The sequence below is a fragment of the Aquimarina acroporae genome, from assembly GCF_023195925.1.
GTDB classification, from domain to species: domain Bacteria; phylum Bacteroidota; class Bacteroidia; order Flavobacteriales; family Flavobacteriaceae; genus Aquimarina; species Aquimarina acroporae.
This window is the reverse complement of record NZ_JALPRE010000001.1, coordinates 834,500-852,847: the sequence shown is the minus strand read 5'-3', so window position 1 is coordinate 852,847 and position 18,348 is coordinate 834,500. Positions and strand designations below refer to the sequence as shown.

Annotated in this window: 16 protein-coding genes and 2 tRNA genes; 12 read left to right on the top strand and 6 right to left on the bottom strand. The window is 35.0% G+C overall.

The genetic code is table 11. From position 1 onward, the window contains the following. Genes M0D21_RS04240 through dsrP form a run of 5 tightly spaced genes read left to right on the top strand, consistent with a single transcriptional unit; the run spans nt 1 to nt 6,039 of the window. Nucleotides 1–2,331, top strand: a complete 2,331-nt coding sequence (locus tag M0D21_RS04240) for a molybdopterin-dependent oxidoreductase (RefSeq protein ID WP_248327190.1) — start codon at nt 1–3, stop codon at nt 2,329–2,331. A gap of 5 nt (nt 2,332–2,336) precedes the next feature. Further along, nucleotides 2,337–3,029 (top strand): nitrate reductase cytochrome c-type subunit, encoded by a 693-nt coding sequence (locus M0D21_RS04235; RefSeq protein ID WP_248327189.1) that lies wholly within the window; start codon nt 2,337–2,339, stop codon nt 3,027–3,029. A gap of 1 nt (nt 3,030) precedes the next feature. Beyond that, complete coding sequence (locus tag M0D21_RS04230; RefSeq protein ID WP_248327188.1) at nt 3,031–3,657, top strand: NapC/NirT family cytochrome c; 627 nt, start codon at nt 3,031–3,033, stop codon at nt 3,655–3,657. Between the two features lie 30 nt (nt 3,658–3,687). Beyond that, complete coding sequence (locus M0D21_RS04225; protein WP_248327187.1) at nt 3,688–4,773, top strand: 4Fe-4S dicluster domain-containing protein; 1,086 nt, start codon at nt 3,688–3,690, stop codon at nt 4,771–4,773. A gap of 33 nt (nt 4,774–4,806) precedes the next feature. Further along, nucleotides 4,807–6,039: a sulfate reduction electron transfer complex DsrMKJOP subunit DsrP gene (gene dsrP / locus M0D21_RS04220; RefSeq protein WP_248327186.1), complete on the top strand. Its 1,233-nt coding sequence runs from the start codon at nt 4,807–4,809 to the stop codon at nt 6,037–6,039. Nucleotides 6,040–6,137: 98 nt separating this feature from the next. Here dsrP and M0D21_RS04215 read toward each other — a convergent pair. Further along, a tRNA-Ser gene (locus tag M0D21_RS04215) sits at nt 6,138–6,222 on the bottom strand. Nucleotides 6,223–6,365: 143 nt separating this feature from the next. Here M0D21_RS04215 and M0D21_RS04210 point away from each other — a divergent pair. After that, nucleotides 6,366–7,418 carry a M28 family metallopeptidase gene (locus M0D21_RS04210; protein WP_248327185.1) on the top strand — a complete coding sequence of 351 codons (1,053 nt, stop codon included), beginning with the start codon at nt 6,366–6,368 and terminating at the stop codon, nt 7,416–7,418. Between the two features lie 54 nt (nt 7,419–7,472). Here the strand turns inward: M0D21_RS04210 and M0D21_RS04205 are convergent. The 4 genes from M0D21_RS04205 to M0D21_RS04190 all read right to left on the bottom strand — a co-directional run bounded on the left by M0D21_RS04205 (nt 7,473) and on the right by M0D21_RS04190 (nt 11,849). Continuing rightward, nucleotides 7,473–7,548, bottom strand: a tRNA-His gene (locus M0D21_RS04205). A gap of 59 nt (nt 7,549–7,607) precedes the next feature. Further along, on the bottom strand, nt 7,608–8,324 hold the full coding sequence (gene bshB1 / locus M0D21_RS04200) for a bacillithiol biosynthesis deacetylase BshB1 (RefSeq protein WP_248327184.1): 717 nt from the start codon (nt 8,322–8,324) through the stop codon (nt 7,608–7,610). Nucleotides 8,325–8,327: 3 nt separating this feature from the next. Next, nucleotides 8,328–9,497 carry a trans-sulfuration enzyme family protein gene (locus M0D21_RS04195; RefSeq protein ID WP_248327256.1) on the bottom strand — a complete coding sequence of 390 codons (1,170 nt, stop codon included), beginning with the start codon at nt 9,495–9,497 and terminating at the stop codon, nt 8,328–8,330. A gap of 117 nt (nt 9,498–9,614) precedes the next feature. Further along, a complete protein-coding gene (locus tag M0D21_RS04190) occupies nt 9,615–11,849 on the bottom strand; it encodes a response regulator (RefSeq protein ID WP_248327183.1) in 2,235 nt (744 codons plus the stop codon). A gap of 275 nt (nt 11,850–12,124) precedes the next feature. Here M0D21_RS04190 and M0D21_RS04185 point away from each other — a divergent pair, with 275 nt between their 5' ends. The 5 genes from M0D21_RS04185 (at nt 12,125) to M0D21_RS04165 (ending at nt 14,374) form a co-directional block, all read left to right on the top strand. Further along, nucleotides 12,125–12,763: a peroxiredoxin gene (locus M0D21_RS04185; RefSeq protein WP_248327182.1), complete on the top strand. Its 639-nt coding sequence runs from the start codon at nt 12,125–12,127 to the stop codon at nt 12,761–12,763. A 68-nt stretch (nt 12,764–12,831) separates the two neighbouring features. Next, nucleotides 12,832–13,146, top strand: a complete 315-nt coding sequence (locus M0D21_RS04180) for a thioredoxin family protein (RefSeq protein WP_248327181.1) — start codon at nt 12,832–12,834, stop codon at nt 13,144–13,146. Then, entirely contained in the window at nt 13,127–13,384 is a 258-nt protein-coding gene (locus tag M0D21_RS04175; RefSeq protein ID WP_248327180.1) for a DUF6952 family protein, read from the top strand. The genes M0D21_RS04180 and M0D21_RS04175 overlap by 20 nt, the downstream gene beginning before the upstream one ends. Nucleotides 13,385–13,500: 116 nt before the next feature. After that, a complete protein-coding gene (gene tpx / locus M0D21_RS04170; RefSeq protein WP_248327179.1) occupies nt 13,501–14,001 on the top strand; it encodes a thiol peroxidase in 501 nt (166 codons plus the stop codon). A 28-nt stretch (nt 14,002–14,029) separates the two neighbouring features. Beyond that, complete coding sequence (locus M0D21_RS04165) at nt 14,030–14,374, top strand: diacylglycerol kinase family protein (protein WP_248327178.1); 345 nt, start codon at nt 14,030–14,032, stop codon at nt 14,372–14,374. Between the two features lie 60 nt (nt 14,375–14,434). Here M0D21_RS04165 and M0D21_RS04160 read toward each other — a convergent pair whose 3' ends face one another. After that, nucleotides 14,435–15,508, bottom strand: a complete 1,074-nt coding sequence (locus tag M0D21_RS04160; protein WP_248327177.1) for a hypothetical protein — start codon at nt 15,506–15,508, stop codon at nt 14,435–14,437. A 336-nt stretch (nt 15,509–15,844) separates the two neighbouring features. On the opposite strand from M0D21_RS04160, the gene M0D21_RS04155 reads away from it, so the two are divergent. Beyond that, entirely contained in the window at nt 15,845–18,337 is a 2,493-nt protein-coding gene (locus M0D21_RS04155; protein ID WP_248327176.1) for an FtsK/SpoIIIE family DNA translocase, read from the top strand. Nucleotides 18,338–18,348: the final 11 nt, after the last annotated feature.

Here is an 18,348-nt window from a genome sequence, read left to right as displayed (position 1 = left end):
ATGGATCATTTTAAAAACATAAACAGAAGGAAATTTGTAAAACAAATGGCTTTACTGTCAGCAATGAGTGCTGCGGCAACGATGTTTCCGGGGATTATTTTTGCCGAAGAACAAGAGAAAGGTATTCCTGCAGGAGCTAATTTAGATTGGAAAAAAGCCCCTTGTAGATTTTGTGGAGTAGGGTGTGGTGTGTTAATAGGTACCGAAAATGGAAAAGCAGTTGCTGTAAAAGGAGATCCAAAATCTCCTGTTAATAAAGGATTGTGCTGTGTAAAAGGATATCACTCGATTATGGCGCTATATGGTAAAGATCGATTGACCAAGCCTCTGGTAAAAAAGAATGGCACTTATGTGGAAACTTCTATGAAAGAGGCCTTGGATTTGGTTGCTTCAAAAATGAAGGAGACCATAAGTGAAAATGGTAAGGATTCTGTAGCAATTTATGGTTCAGGGCAATGGACCATACCCGATGGGTATGCTGCTTCTAAACTGTTTAAAGGATGTATAGGCACAAATAATGTAGAAGCCAATGCAAGACTGTGCATGGCTACGGCAGTGACTGGTTTTTTATCTTCATTCGGATTAGACGAACCCATGGGGTGTTATGAAGATATAGATTACGCAGATGTATTTGTTTTGTGGGGAAATAATATGGCAGAAATGCATCCAGTATTATTTTCTAGACTTTTAGATCAACGTTTAAAAAGAGGAGTTAAAATTATTGATTTCGCTACTCGTACGACCCGAACCAGCATGGCCTCAGATAAGTCTATTTTATTTAAACCTCAAACAGATTTGGCTGTAGCCAATGCAATTTGTTATGAGATTATTCATAATGGATGGATGAATAAAGCCTTTGTCGAAGAGCATTGTAATTTTAGCAAGGGGTTGACCAATATGGGGTATGGTTTAGAAGATAATTATGCATTTACCGATAAACCCGAAAAAATCTCTTTTGAGGATTACAAAACATTTCTCAATGATTATACACCGGAAAAAGCAGCACAAATTTCTGGAGTTTCGGTTAAAGATATAAAGCTTCTGGCGTCCTATTTTGGTGATCCAAATAAGAAAGTGATGTCATTATGGTGTATGGGGATGAACCAGCATTCTAGAGGGACATGGGTAAATAACCTGGTATACAATATTCATTTACTAACAGGTAAAATTTCTGAACCGGGTAACAGTCCATTTTCTTTAACAGGACAACCTAGTGCTTGTGGTACTGTACGAGAGGTAGGTACTTTAACACACAAATTACCGCATGGCGTAGTAGCCAATAAAAAACATAGGGAGTTTGCTGCCAAAATTTGGGATGTTCCAGTAGAAAATATATCTCCTAAGCCCACATATCATACTGTAGAAATGTTTAGAGCATTAGATCGCGGAGACATTCGTTTTATGTGGATTCAAGTTACCAACCCTTTTGTAAGTATGCCTAAACTGAATAGGTATCGAGCAGGAGCAGAAAAAGATGATCGTTTTATTGTTGTTTCTGATGTGTACCCAACACCAACCACAGATGTGGCCGATGTTATTTTGCCCTCGGCAATGTGGGTAGAAAGAGAAGGTATGTACGGCAATTCTGAAAGACGCACTCAGTATTTTGAACAGATGCTGGAACCGCCAGGAGAAGCAATGAGCGATACTATGCAGCTTATAGAAGTGGCAAAGCGAATGGGATTCGAAAAACAATTCTATTACAAAGACGAAACTCATATAGAAGAGATTTATAACGAATATCGTAAACACCATGAAGGCGATAAACATAATATGGCTCCTCTAGAGGTCTTAAAATCACAACCAGGAGCTTTGTGGCCTTATGTGAACGGAAAGTCTACCAAGTGGCGGTATAATGCAAAATATGACCCGGCTTGTTCCAATGGTAAAGACTTTCACTTTTATGGATTACCCGATGGTAAGGCGGTAATATGGCAACGCCCTTATGAACCAGCTGCCGAAGAACCTGATGAGGAATACCCGTTTTGGTTAGGTACAGGTAGAGTAGTAGAGCACTGGCATACGGGATCTATGACTCGCAGAATTCCAGTATTACATCAAGCAATGCCAAAGGCTTATGTAGAATTGCACCCAGATGATGCTAAAAGAATGCAAATAAAGAATGGAGATAATGTAAAACTTACCACCCGCAGAGGACAAATCATTTTACCTGCCGCGATAGATCAAAGAGGAATTCCTGCTCCAATGCAAGTGTTCGTTCCATTCTTTGATGAAAGTAAATTGATAAATGAACTTACTTTAGACTCATTTTGTCCAATTTCTAAAGAGCCAGATTATAAAAAGTGTGCTGTAAAAGTTGAAAAAGTGTAAATGTTATGAAAAAGAGATTGGGCATTATTATCATATTAACGCTTTTATTTGCCGGCTTTGTAGCAAATTGGGGATATAGTTACAAACAAGGGCTCAAAGAGGCATATACGCCTATAATTAAGGAACAAACTATTCCTACAATTTCTTCAGAGAAAAAGGTTTTTGAGCGATCCAGTTTTGGACTTAAATACTTAGATATGCCTATTGATTCCAATCATCAACGTTCCTTAAGTACTTATTATTCGAATCGGGCATATCCGGGAGCGCCACCATCGATACCACATGCGTTGGTAAAAGGAGAACGCGGAATGGGAGGAAAGGCTTGTTTACAATGTCATCTTAATGGAGGTTTTACCAAGAAGTTTAATGCGTATGCACCAGTAACTCCACACCCCGAAATGATCAATTGTAGGCAATGTCACGTGGCTCAAGTGGTTGGTACTACATTTAAAGAAACCAACTTTTATAAGATGGAAGCAGCGACAGCAGGCAATAATAACGCTTTACCAGAAAGCCCGCCCGTTATGCCACACCCGTTACAAATGAGAGAAAATTGTTTGTCTTGTCATGCTGGTCCGGCAGCTCCAAAAGAGATTAGAGTGACGCATCCAGAACGAATAAATTGTAGGCAATGTCATGTGTCAAATACTAGCGATATGGTTCAGACAGAAGTATTCACCAGAACAAATAACAACTAAGATGAAAAAGGCTACAGTTTATATCGTACTCACAGCAGTTTTATCTATGTTAATGACCATTTCATGTAATCAACATCATGAGGCAGAATACCATAGTTTAAAAGATAAAATAGAAGTGGAAAGCATCGATTTTAATGGGGTTTCTATTACATCAGAACAATACATTGGTGATATTACAACGGTAGAGGTTAAAGAGGGAGTGCATTCATTTTTAATCCCAGAAAGAAAAGGACAAATTACTTCTTTTCCTTGTGTCGAGTGTCATACAGAACCATTACAAGACTTACAGGAAGAAGGGAAAAAGAAAGCGCATTGGGATATTCAGTTAATACATGCAGATGAGGAGATAATGAATTGCGCAACTTGTCATAATGGTTCTAATATGAATTCGTTGCAAAGTTTAGCAAAAGGCGCAATAGATATTAATCATAGTTACAAACTATGTGCTCAATGCCATAGCGATCAATTTAAAGATTGGCAAGGAGGAGCACATGGAAAAAATATTGGAGGATGGACTGAGCCAAGAGTGGTAATGACATGTGTGAATTGCCATAACCCACATCAACCAAAAATTCAATCAAGATGGCCTTCTAGATTCAATACTCAGAAGGTAAAAGAAAGAGAGTAGTATTTTTTATAATGTTACAAAACTAGTTGTATGAATACTGAAAAAAAATGGTTTAAACTCGATTTAGGTGCAAAAAGTAACACAGGTGCTACTTGTGGATGCGGAAAATCATCTGGAGGGTGTAATTCTCACTCATATCAAAATCTACCTAGTACTATGGAAACTGAGGCAAAAGATGGTTTCGATCAGGTGTTTGATGTAAAAATGGATAGGAGAACTGCCTTTAGGAAATTAACTGCCAGTCTTATGATAGGTGCTGGGGCTGTGAGTTCATCATGTAGTCTTACGACCAGTGATGACTCAAAAGAAAAGGCGCAAATTGATTGGGAAGAGCAGTTCAAAGGGAATTATAAGTTAATGTCTGACGAAGAAAAAAAGGCAACCGTAGATCGTTTAGTAAGATCATATCAACTTCGAAAAGGTAAGAATATTAAGATGTCTTCTCAGAATGCATCTGAAGATGTACTATTTGGGTATGCCTTTAATATTTCTAAATGTCAGGGATATATGGATTGTGTAAATGCTTGTGTGCAAGAGAATAATCAAGATAGGAATTCTCAAATGCAATATATCAGGATTCATGAAATTGAAGAAGGCAAGGGATTTCAGTTTAATGAAGCAGATGACAACTATTATCATGAAGTACCGGCCGAAGGTCATTTTTATATGGGAACCCAATGTTTTCATTGTGATAATCCTCCTTGTGTTGAGGTTTGCCCAGTACAGGCTACCTGGCGGGAGGAAGATGGTTTGGTCGTTATAGACTATGACTGGTGCGTTGGGTGTAGATATTGTATGGCGGCTTGCCCGTATGATGGACGAAGATTTAACTGGAGTACCCCAGAGGTTCCGGAAAATGAAGTCAATAAAAATCAACATTATTTAGGAAATCGAATGCGTAAAAAAGGGGTTATGGAAAAGTGTACATTTTGTGTGCAACGCTCCCGATCTGGAAGAGATCCTGCTTGTGTTGAAGCTTGCCCTACTGGAGCTAGAATCTTTGGAAATCTATTAGATCCTAACAGCACGATACGATGGGTGTTGGAAAATAAAAAAGTATTTAGATTAAAAGAAGACTTGGGTACTGAACCAAAGTTTTGGTATTTCATGGATTAGAATCATGGCCATTGTTCCAAAATTTAAAAACATATGCAAACACTTAAAGTATTTAGAAGTTTAGTTTTAGACAGTCTTGATGTTTCTACAAAAGGTTCGTTTAGATATCTGCTATGGATGGCCTTTTTAACTATTGTAATGTTAGTGGGTATGTATTGTTACTCTATCCAATTAGAAGAAGGGTTAGTAGTAACTGGAATGACTGATAGAGTAAGTTGGGGGCTTTATATTTCTAATTTTACATTTCTCGTTGGCGTTGCTGCAGCCGCTGTTATGTTAGTAATGCCTACCTATGTATTACATGATATAGATTTTAAGCAAGCAGTTTTGATAGGCGAAGGTTTGGCGGTAGCTGCGTTAATTATGTGTTTGGCATTCGTGGTGGCAGACATGGGAGGGCCTTCTGTGTTATGGCACATGATACCAGGTATAGGAGTATTTAATTTCCCGAATTCTATGCTTACTTGGGATGTTATTGTACTTAATGGGTATCTGTTTATTAATATCACTATTCCATTATATATACTTTTTAAACACTACCAGGGAAAAGATGCTAATCCAAAGGTTTATGTGCCGGGCGCAATATTATCTGTGTTTTGGGCTGTAGGGATACATCTGGTTACAGCATTTTTATACCAAGGATTGCAAGCACGTCCGTTTTGGAATAATGCTTTATTGGGGCCTCGTTTTTTGGCTTCGGCGTTTGCTGCAGGTCCAGCACTTATTATTTTGGTGTTAGCTGTTATTCGAAAATTTACAGAGTTTAAAATTGAAGACAAGACCATAAAAAAAATAGCAACTATTGTTACCGTTGCGGCACAAATTAACTTAATCATGCTCATTTCTGAGCTTTTTAAAGAATTCTATTTTCCAACACACCATAGCGAAAGTGCATTTTATCTGTTTTTTGGTTTAGAAGGAAAAACAGCGCTCCTGCCCTGGATTTGGACGGCTATTACACTTAATATTGTTGCCACTGTATTACTTACGATAGGAAAGTTTAGAAATAACTTTGGGATGCTTTATATCTGTTGTTTTATGCTTTTTGTTGCTATTTGGATCGAAAAAGGATTTGGGTTGATAGTACCAGGTTTTATTCCTGGACCCTATGGTAAAATTGCCGAATACACTCCTACCGGAATCGAAATTGGAGTAACGTTAGGTATTTGGGCTCTGGGAGCTTTTGTATTTACCATATTAGCAAAAACAGCAATAGGTATTGAAACGGGAAAATTAAGGTTTAAAAAAAATCGTTTAGAAGAGTAAAAGGATATCAAATGTTTAAAACAAAACGATAAAATCATTCTCTTTTAAGTCAAGAAATAAAAAAAGCCTTGTAAACATATAGTTTTCAAGGCTTTTTGCGGAGAAAGAGGGATTCGAACCCCCGGAGGTGTGACCCTCAACAGTTTTCAAGACTGCCGCATTCGACCACTCTGCCATTTCTCCGTTGCGGGTGCAAATATAAAACCTTTTTTAAATCTAAAAAGAATTTTTTAAGAATTATTTTGAGCTTTTTTTGTTGTTTGAAAAGAATCTCATCGAATATGCCTTGAATTAACTATCTTGTGCATTCAAAATTAAATCATTGCATGAAAAACACTTTTATTTTATTAGGTTCATTTATTGTTTGTTGTTGCGGAACCTCTCAAAATTCTCCTGTTGCAGATAAGCAGGTAGATACCAATTTAAGTATTAAAGCAGATCCTATTGTTAGTACATATGCCGAAAGTATTACTGCTAATGAATTGAAAGACTACTTATACACTTTTGCAGGCGATGAATTCGAAGGAAGAGATACTGGAGAACCGGGGCAAAAAAAGGCAGCTGAGTATTTAAAAGAACAGTACAAAAGAATTGGAATTACTTCGCCCTTTGGAGAGGATGATTATTTTCAGGAGATTCCTAAAAGCTATTTCAGAGGAGGAATAAAGGCTTCAGAAAATGTTTTGGCGTTTATTGAAGGTGTAGAAAAACCAGAAGAGATTGTAGTGTTATCTGCGCATTATGACCACGTAGGGGTAGATGCTAGTGGAAATATATACAACGGTGCAGATGATGATGGTTCAGGAACTGTAGCATTGTTGGAGATAGCAGAAGCATTTGCAAAAGCCAAAAAAGATGGTAAAGGTCCTAAAAGATCAATTTTGTTTCTTCATGTAACAGGAGAAGAAAAAGGATTGTATGGTTCAAGATATTATACCGAAAATCCTGTTTTTCCATTAGAAAATACAGTAACCGATTTGAATATCGATATGATAGGTCGAATAGATAAGCATCATACAGAAAAAGAAAAAAATAATTATATTTATTTAATAGGAAGTAATCGCTTGAGTACAGAACTACACGATATTAGCGAAGCCGTAAATAGTACATATACAAAATTAGATTTAGATTATAAATATAATGCCAAGAACGATCCTAACCGTTTTTATTATAGAAGTGATCATTTTAATTTTGCAAAGCATAATATACCTATCATTTTTTATTTTAATGGGGTTCATGAAGACTATCATCAACCAACCGACACTCCAGATAAGATTGAATACGATCTTCTTGCAAAACGTACCCAACTTGTTTTTTACACTGCATGGGAAGTTGCAAACAGAGAAAAACGATTAGTATTAGATAAGGATAAAAAATAAGGAGAAACGATTAGAAAGAAAAAAGCCCTTTTACAAAAGGGCTTTTTTTATTAAGGGTGGAAGATCGGTCTCGAACCGACGACCTCCTGAACCACAATCAGGCGCTCTAACCAACTGAGCTACAACCACCATTTAATTTTGGTTTGCAAAAATAAAGTATTTCTGTATTTATGCAAACATTTTTTTGAATTAAATTAGATCAAAAATGGAATCAACTGCTACATAGCGTTCTACAGTGAAGCCTTCGGCATATTTTACACCAATAATTCTTCCTAAATCTGCCGCTCGATACTCAATACTGTCCAAAAAGTTCTTACTAGATATGGGAGTAGAGGGTTCTTTGCTGGTGGCATCAAAAAATTGAGAACCATATGCTTTTACACTATCCAGTTTTGGTTTCATATGATCACTAATGTCTACCACAAAGTCAGGTTCCAAGTTTTTCCATTGTATATAGTGATATACTTGTTTAGGTCTCCAGGCTTCCTGAGAACCTCCATTATCTACCGTTTCAATTTTCCTTAAACCAGATAAAAAACAAGCGTCACTGGTTAATTTACTCCCCTTACCATGATCAATATGCCTGTCATCAATAGCATTGCATAGCACGATATCGGGGCGGTACTTTCGTATAATCCTAATGATTTCCAGTTGGTGTTTCTCATCATTCACAAAAAAACCATCTCTAAATCCAAGGTTCTCTCTTATCGAAACTCCTAAAATTTCTGCTGCCTTTCTAGCTTCTGCATCTCTTATTTCTGGGGTTCCTCTGGTTCCTAATTCACCGCGTGTAAGATCTAGTATGCCAACTTTTTTTCCTTTGGAAATTTCTTTGGCTATAGTTCCTGAACAGCTTAGTTCGACATCATCTGGATGTGCTCCAATGGCGAGAATATCTAATTTCATATGTTAATCCTGTAGTGCTAACGCTTTGATTTTTTTCAATGCCTGTAAAATATCCTGCATTAAATCTTCTTTATCTTCAATACCAACGCTAAATCTTAATAGCCCGTCTCTAATTCCTTGCGCATTTCTTTCTTCTTCTGTTAATAAAGCATGAGAGGTAAGCGTAGGAGAAAGTATAGTGCTTTCAACACCCGCCAGGCTCATAGAACTTTTAATGAGTTTAAGCTCTTTCTGGAATAAACTAGCGTCTAAGTCTTCTTGTAATTCGAAAGACAGCATTCCTCCAAAACCATTCATTTGTTTCTTTGCTAGTTCATGATCGGGATGTGTTTTTAATCCAGGATAGTATACGGCAGCGATATCATCCATCTTCTCCAGCCATTTGGCAAGTTTTAAAGCATTCTTATTTTGTCTTTTAACTCTTAGACCTAAGGTTTTAATACTTCTTTCAAGCATCCATACGGTAAAATCACTTAGGCTACCTCCAAAGTTTTTGGCTACTTGAAATATTCTATCCATATGTTCTTTAGTAGAAATTACTGCTCCAGCAAGAATATCACTATGCCCACCAAGATATTTTGTGGCTGAATGAATAACTATATCAATTCCCATTTCGATTGGATTTTGATTTACAGGAGAAGCAAATGTATTATCGATCATTGTAATAATTCCTCTTTTTCTCGCCAAAGAAGCTATAGCTTCGATATCAGTAATGGTCAATAAAGGGTTCGATGGTGTTTCAATGTAGATTACTTTTGTATTGGATTTTATTTTTTCTTCAAAACCTTCTGCGGTTTGAGAGTCAACATAAGAATATTCAATGCCGTGTTTTCCAAACTCTTCGTTAACTAAGTTTGCCGTACCACCGTAAAGCGTTCGTTGCAATACAATATGATCTCCTTTCTGCAAAAAAGCAAAAAGAGAAGTGCTTATGGCTGCCATACCGCTTCCAAAAATTAAAGAAGATTCTCCTTTTTCAAGAGCTGCAATTTTTTTACATAAAGCTTCTTGATTTGGAGTATTAAAATATCTGGGATATCTTTTTATGTCTACATCTTCAAAAGCATATGAGGTAGACAAATAAATGGGAGATATAGCTCCTTTGAATTGTTGGTCTTCTATTTCTCCAATATGCGTGCAAATGGTATTAAAACCGCTTTTTTTTGAATCCATAATGGTAAAGGGATCTTGTAATTTTTGCATCTAAATTAAGATATTCAAGAGAAATTGAATAGCATTTAACAATTAAATACAAAATATTAAGAAGTGCCTGGGAGGTTGAATCGAGGGTTAGGCCATTTTAACTTTTGAGATATTTCTCATGATAGTTTGAAAGAACTGTTGCGTATCATAAGGCTTAACAATAACGTCATTCATACCCACAGATAGTGCTTGCTTTCTTATTTCTCCTTCTTCGACAGCGGTAAGGGCTATAATCGGAATACTTGGGTTAAATGTTCGTACAACCTTTGTAGCTTCAAGACCATTCATTTCTGGCATATTTATATCCATAAGTACAAGGTCAAATTGTTCTTCTTTAAGCATTTTGATTGCATCCATACCATTACTTGCAATATTACAAGTATATCCTTTTTTCTTAAGGATATTTTGAGTTACAATTTGATTTATCTTATTATCATCAACAATAAGGACATAGAAATTAGTGGTTCCAATGCTCAGATTCTCTCCAGACTGTAAAGCAGTTTCCCTTTGCTTAACCGCTTTTTCGTAAGATAAATCAAAGTAAAATTCAGATCCCTTTCCTTCCTGACTTTTGATTTTAATCTCACTATTATGTAGATGAATTAATTTTTTTACGATAGCCAATCCTAATCCAGTACCTTCATATTCCTGATTTTCATTTTTTACTTGCGCGAAGTTGTCAAAAATAGATTTTTGTTTACTCTTAGGAATTCCGATCCCGTCATCCTTAACCAAGAATCTAAGATGGTAACTATCATTTTTTTGTTCAAGACATTTAACATTAATCCAAATATTACCGTCTTTGGTAAATTTAAGAGCATTACCTATTAGGTTGATTAAGATTTGTGATAACCTCACTGAATCTCCTAATAATGTTGTGTTTATCTCCTTATCAATATCAATATGTACTGTGTTGTTATTACTTTTTTGTTTTGTGTGAAGAGAATTTACGATTCCTTCGATTAAACTTCTGATATCAAAAGAAACCTTTTCGAGCTTAACCTCATTAGTCTCTATTTTACTTAGTTGCAATACATCATTAATCAATGCCAGTAAGTAATCTCCAGAAAATTTTAAGGACTCTAGATATTCATTCTTTTTCTTTTCTTCAGGATTCTCCATTAACAGAGAGGTAAGCCCTATTACCCCATACAACGGTGTTCTAAGTTCGTGGCTTACTGTCGATATGAATTGTGACTTTAAGGTCGAAACTTGTTCTGCAGTTTCTTTGGCACTTATAAGTTCTTTATTTTTCTCAATTAGATCACTATTCAATCTTTTTTTCTGAATATTGTTTTTATATGAACTTATTAAGAATGCAAGTGATATCAGAATAAGTATAATGCCAAGAATAATACTAATTCGCCATTTCAATACTTCAGATTCACTTTCTTTTTTTTCAGATTCCGCTTTTTTAGCTCTTTTTTCTAAAAGATCCACTTCATATTCTGTAATTGCTTTTCTAAGCTCTTGCAGTTTTTTCTTGTCTTTGGATAAAAGAATATTTTGAAAATGTTTCTTTTGGTAGGTATATGCTCTTTGGTAATCATCCTGTTTTTTGTACAGTTCAGATTTTGTTTGGTAAGCCGATGCTAATTCCTCGTAATAGGTTGAAACTAATTGATCATTATTGTCTTTGTTTTTAGTTTCTCCTTTTGCATATGAAATTGCTTGGTCTATATAATCTTCTGCCTCCTCATATTTTCTGGTATTGAGAAAATACTTACCTAACAGGCCTGTGAGCTTTGTTTTAACAAGATTAGAAGAATTTGATTGAATTAATTCTTGAGCAGGTTCAAGATACTCAAAGGCACTATCAAAATCACTTCTCACGATGTAATATTCTCCCAGATTTAACAAGGGTCTTAACATTCGTGCAGTATCCTTTAAAGTGATAGCATATTCATACGATTTCTTGTAATAGGTAACTCCTTTGGCTCTGGTAAGGTTGTATTTGGTAAAGACTCTAGCCATACTATTATAAAGATCGGTTTCCAATACCCTACTTTTTGAACTTTTGGCATAGACAAGTGCTTTACGGTAATTACCCCGTGCTTTTATAAAATCTTCATTTATTTCATAATTCTTTGCAATAATATTGTAAATGTGACCAAGGCTCTTATCATCATTATTGTAAAGAGCAGTTTGTAGAGCTGCTTTTGCGATCTCCAAGGACTTTTCATACTTATATTCTTCCTGAAGTTTTTCGGCTTTTTCAATGTAGCTTTGAATACTATCTGAAACTATAGAAGTTTGAGATTGTACTAATGAAGTAAAACCTATTAGAAACAAAAGAGTTATATGTCGAATACCAATTTTCAATTGCTATAATATTCTGGGTGTATTTGGGAGACCAAAATACAAAAATAGATTTAACATAGTGTAATTCACCGTAAAAAAAGTGCAATTTATCCGTAATTTTTGTAAGTAAAATTATCTTTATGTAGGAATTTATGAATAAATTATAAGAAAAATAGATTTTAATTGGAAAAAACTATTTGCCTATAAAAATTTAAAATAAATGTCAGTTTATAGTTGTTTATCTAGATGTATATTTGCGCTGTCAAAAAATAATTAACAAATAAAAAAACACGAATATGACATTTGTAGGTAAAAAATTCCCAAGTTTAAACGTAGACGCTATGAACGATATGGGAGATACTTTTAAACTTAACGTTTTGGAAGAAGCACAAAACAATAACAAAAAAGTGCTTTTATTCTGGTATCCTAAAGATTTTACTTTTGTTTGTCCAACAGAATTACACGCGTTTCAAGAAGCTTTAGCCGAATTTGAGAAGCGTAATACAATTGTTATAGGAGCTTCTTGTGATACACCAGAAGTACATTTTGCATGGTTAAATACTTCTAAAGATAACGGAGGTATTGAAGGTGTTACTTACCCAATTTTGGCAGATTCTAATCGTAATTTAGCTGGTACTTTAGGTATTTTAGACATTACCAACGAAAAATACAATGAAGAAACTGGAGTAGTTACTGTTGAGGGAGATAATGTAACTTATAGAGCGACTTACCTTATCGATGAAGAAGGTACAGTATTTCATGAAGGAGTTAATCATATGCCGGTTGGAAGAAATGTTGCTGAGTTTTTGCGTTTAATAGATGCTTATGCACACGTACAGAAAAATGGTGAGGTTTGTCCTGCAAACTGGGAAGAAGGAAAAGATGCAATGAATGCAAATAGAGAAGGAGTGGCTTCTTATTTAGCTTCACACTAAATTATAAATAATACAATCCTTATTTTCCCTTTGTTTAAATAAGGATTGTATACTACAAAAAAAGAATTATGGTTAACGAATTATCTCAAGATAATCTTTCACAGATCGTAGAAGATAACACTACGGTTGTAGTGCAATATTCTGCTTCTTGGTGCGGAAACTGCAGAATTATGAAACCTAAGTTTAAAAAATTAGCTTCAGAAAAAAGTGATACTACTTTTATTGTAGTTGATGCAGAAAAATACCCTGAATCTAGAAAAATGGCAACGGTTGATAATTTGCCTACGTTTGCAACTTTTAAAAACGGAACGTTCCTTAATCAAGTGCAAACTAACAAATTTGAAGTACTTAAAGAACTAGTGGATGAAATTACCAATAATTAAGCACCTTACTGGTTTTATAGAAGAAAATGATGAAGACTTCGTTGTTGAAGCTATAGAAACCCTTGAAGCGCTTACAGAAGTACCTTCATTAAAAGATGAAGAGTTAGATGTAATAGGAGAACTTATTTCAAATATGTATGGCGCTCTCGAAGTTGATAAAATGATCAAAGAAGGTACCTCCAAAAAGGAAGCATTGAATAATTTCATGCAACGGGTACTTGGATCAATAGATACATGAAAAAGGAAAATAAAAACCTTCTTAATTTTAAGAAGGTTTTTTTATACAAAACTTTTAAATAATACCATTTAATCTTACTAATTTAGAGCTCTTAAAAACAACAAAAAACTATTACTATGGCTTCAATAACATTAAAAGGAACAGAAATTCACACCGTGGGTAATTTACCAGCAGTAGGACAAAAAGCTCCAGATTTTGAATTGGTTAATATTGACCTATCGACTTCTAAGTTGTCGGACTATCAAGGATCAAAGGTGGTGTTGAACATTTTTCCTTCTATAGATACTGGAATATGCGCAGCTTCGGTTAGAGAATTCAATAAAAAAGCATCAAATTTATCAAACACAAAAGTGCTTTGTGTATCTAGAGATTTACCTTTTGCGCAGGGACGTTTTTGCGGTGCCGAAGGGTTAGAAAATGTAATTAATCAATCAGATTTCAATACAGGGAAGTTTGGTAAGGACTATGGAGTTGAAATTATAGACGGACCAATGAAAGGTCTTCACTCAAGAGCAGTGGTTATTCTTGATGAAGAAGGAGTTGTCACCTATGCCGAGCAAGTACCTGAAATCGTACAAGAACCAAATTACGATGCGGCTATTAATGCCCTTTCCTAGATAAATGGGTAAGGTTACTAAGTTCATAATGGGTAGATTGCGTGGTTGTGGTTACGCTTTCAAAGGAGCAGTGTTATTATTAAAAACAGAGCCTAGTATACAAGTACAAACAGGAATAGCAATAGTGATGACTGTTCTTGGGTTCTATTTTGATATTTCTTCTACAGAATGGATGTTACAAATTTTCGCGATCGGACTGGTGATGAGCATAGAAGGATTAAATACCACTGCCGAGGCAATAGCAGATTTTATACATCCAGATTTTCATGATAAGATTGGCTTTATAAAAGATGTAGCCGCCGGTGCCGTCTTTATAGCTGCAATTACAGCAATTATTATTGGTGCAATTATTTATATACCTTATATTTTTTAGAAGAGTATAATCGGCTAAAAGAAACTTAAGTGCAGCGTTTTCTTTTAGCCGATATTTTATTTATCTAATATCTAAGTATTCCGTTTTGCATGTTTCTACCCTTATATTACCTCTTCCTAAAGTAGTATATTCTTCCTGGTTGTTTCCGATAGAGTTTTTGATTTTCACAAAGAAAGGATAATCACCTGCCTTTAAATTACTAAAGTATCCTTTGGATCCTTGAGGAATAGCAAGTTCTCTATAATCACTATAATATCCATCTTTTTGTTTTTTTTGGATACTTATTAAAACGTTATTGCGAGTTTTATTGGTAAAGTAAAAATTACCAAACCCTCTCGAGCAATCAAGGTCAGAAGACCTGTTTTTTATAGATCCATAACTGTCAACGTTTGTGAAAATATCTGGATTTGATATAGGTTTCACAGTTTGTGGCACAACCGGATTTAAATTGGTATTAGAAGCATAATAGTTGTTGCGAGATTGAGTTTGAGGAGTTTGAGAAGGGTATCCTTGAAGTTGACTATTATATGGTCTTTGAGATGAAGATTGGTATTGCTCATTTCCTTGATTTCTTGAGAACTGTGTATTTGGGTAATTATTACCCTGACGAATTTGGTTTGCAGTATTACTATATCCCGGAACTTGTCTAGATAATTGGTTTTGTGTGGGGCGCTGAGTTGCATAGTTATTTGTTTGAGGAATACCATTAGGATTATTATATGATGATGTAGCCTGAAGATTTTGTCTTGCCGCATTATTTACGGTATTTCCGGCAAAAGATTGAGAGTTACTAGCAGGAAAATTGTTTCCGTAATTAGGAGTTGTAGTAAAATTGTTTTGAGAAAAACCTTCCTGATTGGGTTGGGGAGTCGTTCTATTTTGTATACTACGATCGGGAGTCACCATTTTGTATTGCTTTTCAATGGGCTCTTTTTTAATATTTTTAACATCTCTTACGTTAAACACGAAGCCATAGCCATCTTTTGTTTGTATAGTTAGATTTTCATTGAAATTAAATTCCGTGATTTTTCCAACGATAACACTTCCATTGTTTAACGTTATGACATCATAAGAATCTTGTGATACCATAGAAAATGACCATGTGAATACCAGTATTAATAATAACTTTTTCATGATTTTTTTAGTTTGTTTTTGAAGAATTTTAATAAGCGATTACGAAATAATAAGGAACCATAGGTTTGGCCAATCTGTTATATTGTCAGACTAGCTAATAAAAGAGCGATGCTTTTGATTGGTAAGTTCGATTGAGCTAGAAATATGATCCTTGCAACGACTTTAAGATAGTGATTTTCAATGTATTAATTAGTTAATCCTTTATTAATAAAATGCAAAAATTTAAAAGGTTTATGCCAAACAATTTCTATGGCATGGGTATTGAATAGAAAATTTTTAAAGCATTTTTACGTTCCAATATAGATATTCGTATTTTTGCGATAAGACAACCAAATAATGGCTAAAAGAAAGGTAAGAACAAAAAGGAAAACAACAAAAAAGACAAAGACTTCTTTGAAGGAAAAATTTACATTATCAAGACAGCAGAAAGTTGTTTTGGGAAGTTTTTTATTTTTTCTAGGGATAGGTTTGTTTTTTGCTTTTATCTCGTTTTTCTTTAATTGGAAAATAGATCAGAGTGAAATTACCCAATTTTATGATAGAGCTTCTTCAACCAAAAATTGGTTGAGTAAGTTTGGAGCTTCAGTGAGTCACTTCTTTATTTTTAAAGGGTTTGGGATTTCGGCCTTAGTTTTACCTGTTTTAACTTCCTTGACAGGGATTTATCTCTTCTTCGATTTAAATAAAAGGAAACTTGCAGGATTCTGGTTTTGGGGAATGTTGGTGATGATATGGATTTCGGTTGTTTTGGGATTTGTAAAGAAGGAAAGTGGTTTATTGGCGGGTATAGTGGGGTATGAAACCAATGATTTTCTTCAAGATTATATTGGGTTTATAGGTACTGTGTTAGTATTGGCATTTTTTGCCATAGTTTATATTGTAGTGAGATTACGCTACACTCCAGAAAAATTAACAGAATCTCTGAAAAATACTCAAAAAGTTATTACCGAAGATTTTGAATCGAAACCAAAAGTAAATGGTAATTCGGTAACCTCTACAAGTACTACTTCTGAAGAAGAATCAAGTTCAAGTATAAAGGAAAGAATTGATGCTCTTATTTCAAAATCTAAGGGTGATTCTACTAAAACCGAGGATAAAAAAGAACCAGTTGTAAAGCAACCAGAATCTACCAACGAGGTTTCCTTAAACCCAACAATTAATGATTTCTATGGCGATCCTAAAAATCGAGATAATGATGTTCCAGAAAAATTAATTATCAAATCTGAAGATAACCCTGAAGATATTGCAATGGAGGTAGAAACCGCTGTAGAAGAAGAGGAAGAGGTTAAGAACTTGAGTGATAAATTGGTTAGAGACTTTGGAGAATTCGACCCTAAATTAGAACTAGGGAATTTTAAATTCCCAACAATAGATCTTTTGAAAGATTATACTGCTCAAACGGGAGGAATTACTATAGACCAGGGAGAACTAGAGGAAAATAAAAACCGTATTGTAGAGACCTTAAAGAATTACAAGATTGAGATTGCCCAGATTAAAGCAACCGTTGGTCCTACAGTAACATTATATGAAATCGTGCCCGAAGCAGGAATACGTATTTCAAAGATCAAAAACTTAGAAGACGATATTGCACTTTCTTTGGCTGCTTTAGGAATACGTATTATTGCTCCTATTCCTGGTAAAGGAACTATTGGTATAGAGGTGCCAAATAAAAAATCGACTATTGTTTCTATGAGATCTGCAATAGCCTCTCAAAAATTCCAAAATGCAGAGATGGAATTACCGCTTTCACTTGGTAAAACCATTTCAAACGAGACGTATGTAGTAGATTTAGCAAAAATGCCACACTTACTTATGGCAGGGGCAACAGGTCAAGGTAAATCGGTAGGACTTAATGCAATACTAACGTCTTTACTGTATAAAAAACATCCGGCAGAAGTCAAGTTTGTTTTGGTTGACCCTAAAAAGGTAGAACTTACATTGTTTAATAAAATAGAACGTCATTATTTAGCCAAACTACCTGATGCAGAAGAAGCGATTATCACAGATAATACAAAGGTGATTAACACGCTCAATTCTTTATGTATTGAAATGGATACACGCTACGATTTGCTTAAACAAGCAATGGTTCGAAATATTAAGGAGTATAATGCGAAGTTTAAAGCAAGAAAGTTAAATCCTGAAAACGGACATAAATTTTTACCCTATATTGTATTGGTGGTAGATGAATTTGCCGATCTTATAATGACTGCAGGAAAAGAGGTAGAGACTCCTATTGCAAGATTAGCGCAGCTGGCTAGAGCAATTGGAATTCACTTGATTATTGCTACACAACGTCCTTCGGTTAATGTAATTACTGGTATGATTAAAGCAAATTTCCCTGCTCGTATTGCTTTTAGAGTGACTTCAAAAATTGATTCTAGAACAATTTTGGATACAGGAGGTGCAGACCAGTTAATTGGTCGTGGAGATATGTTGTATACGCAAGGGAATGATATTATAAGAATACAGTGTGCTTTTGTAGATACTCCAGAGGTAGAAAGAATCACAGAGTATATTGGAAGTCAGAAAGCATATCCAGATGCTCACTTGTTACCAGAGTATGTGGGAGAAGAAAGTGGCACAAGTCTTGATATAGATAAAAGTGACAGAGATAAATTGTTTAAAGAAGCAGCCGAAGTTATTGTAACAGCACAGCAAGGTTCGGCGTCTTTATTACAAAGAAAATTAAAATTAGGGTATAACCGTGCCGGTAGACTTATCGATCAACTAGAAGCTGCAGGGGTGGTAGGACCATTTGAAGGAAGTAAAGCTAGACAGGTATTAGTAACCGATTTGGTAGCGCTCCAGCAATTGTTAGACAACGAATAATAATAGAGTGC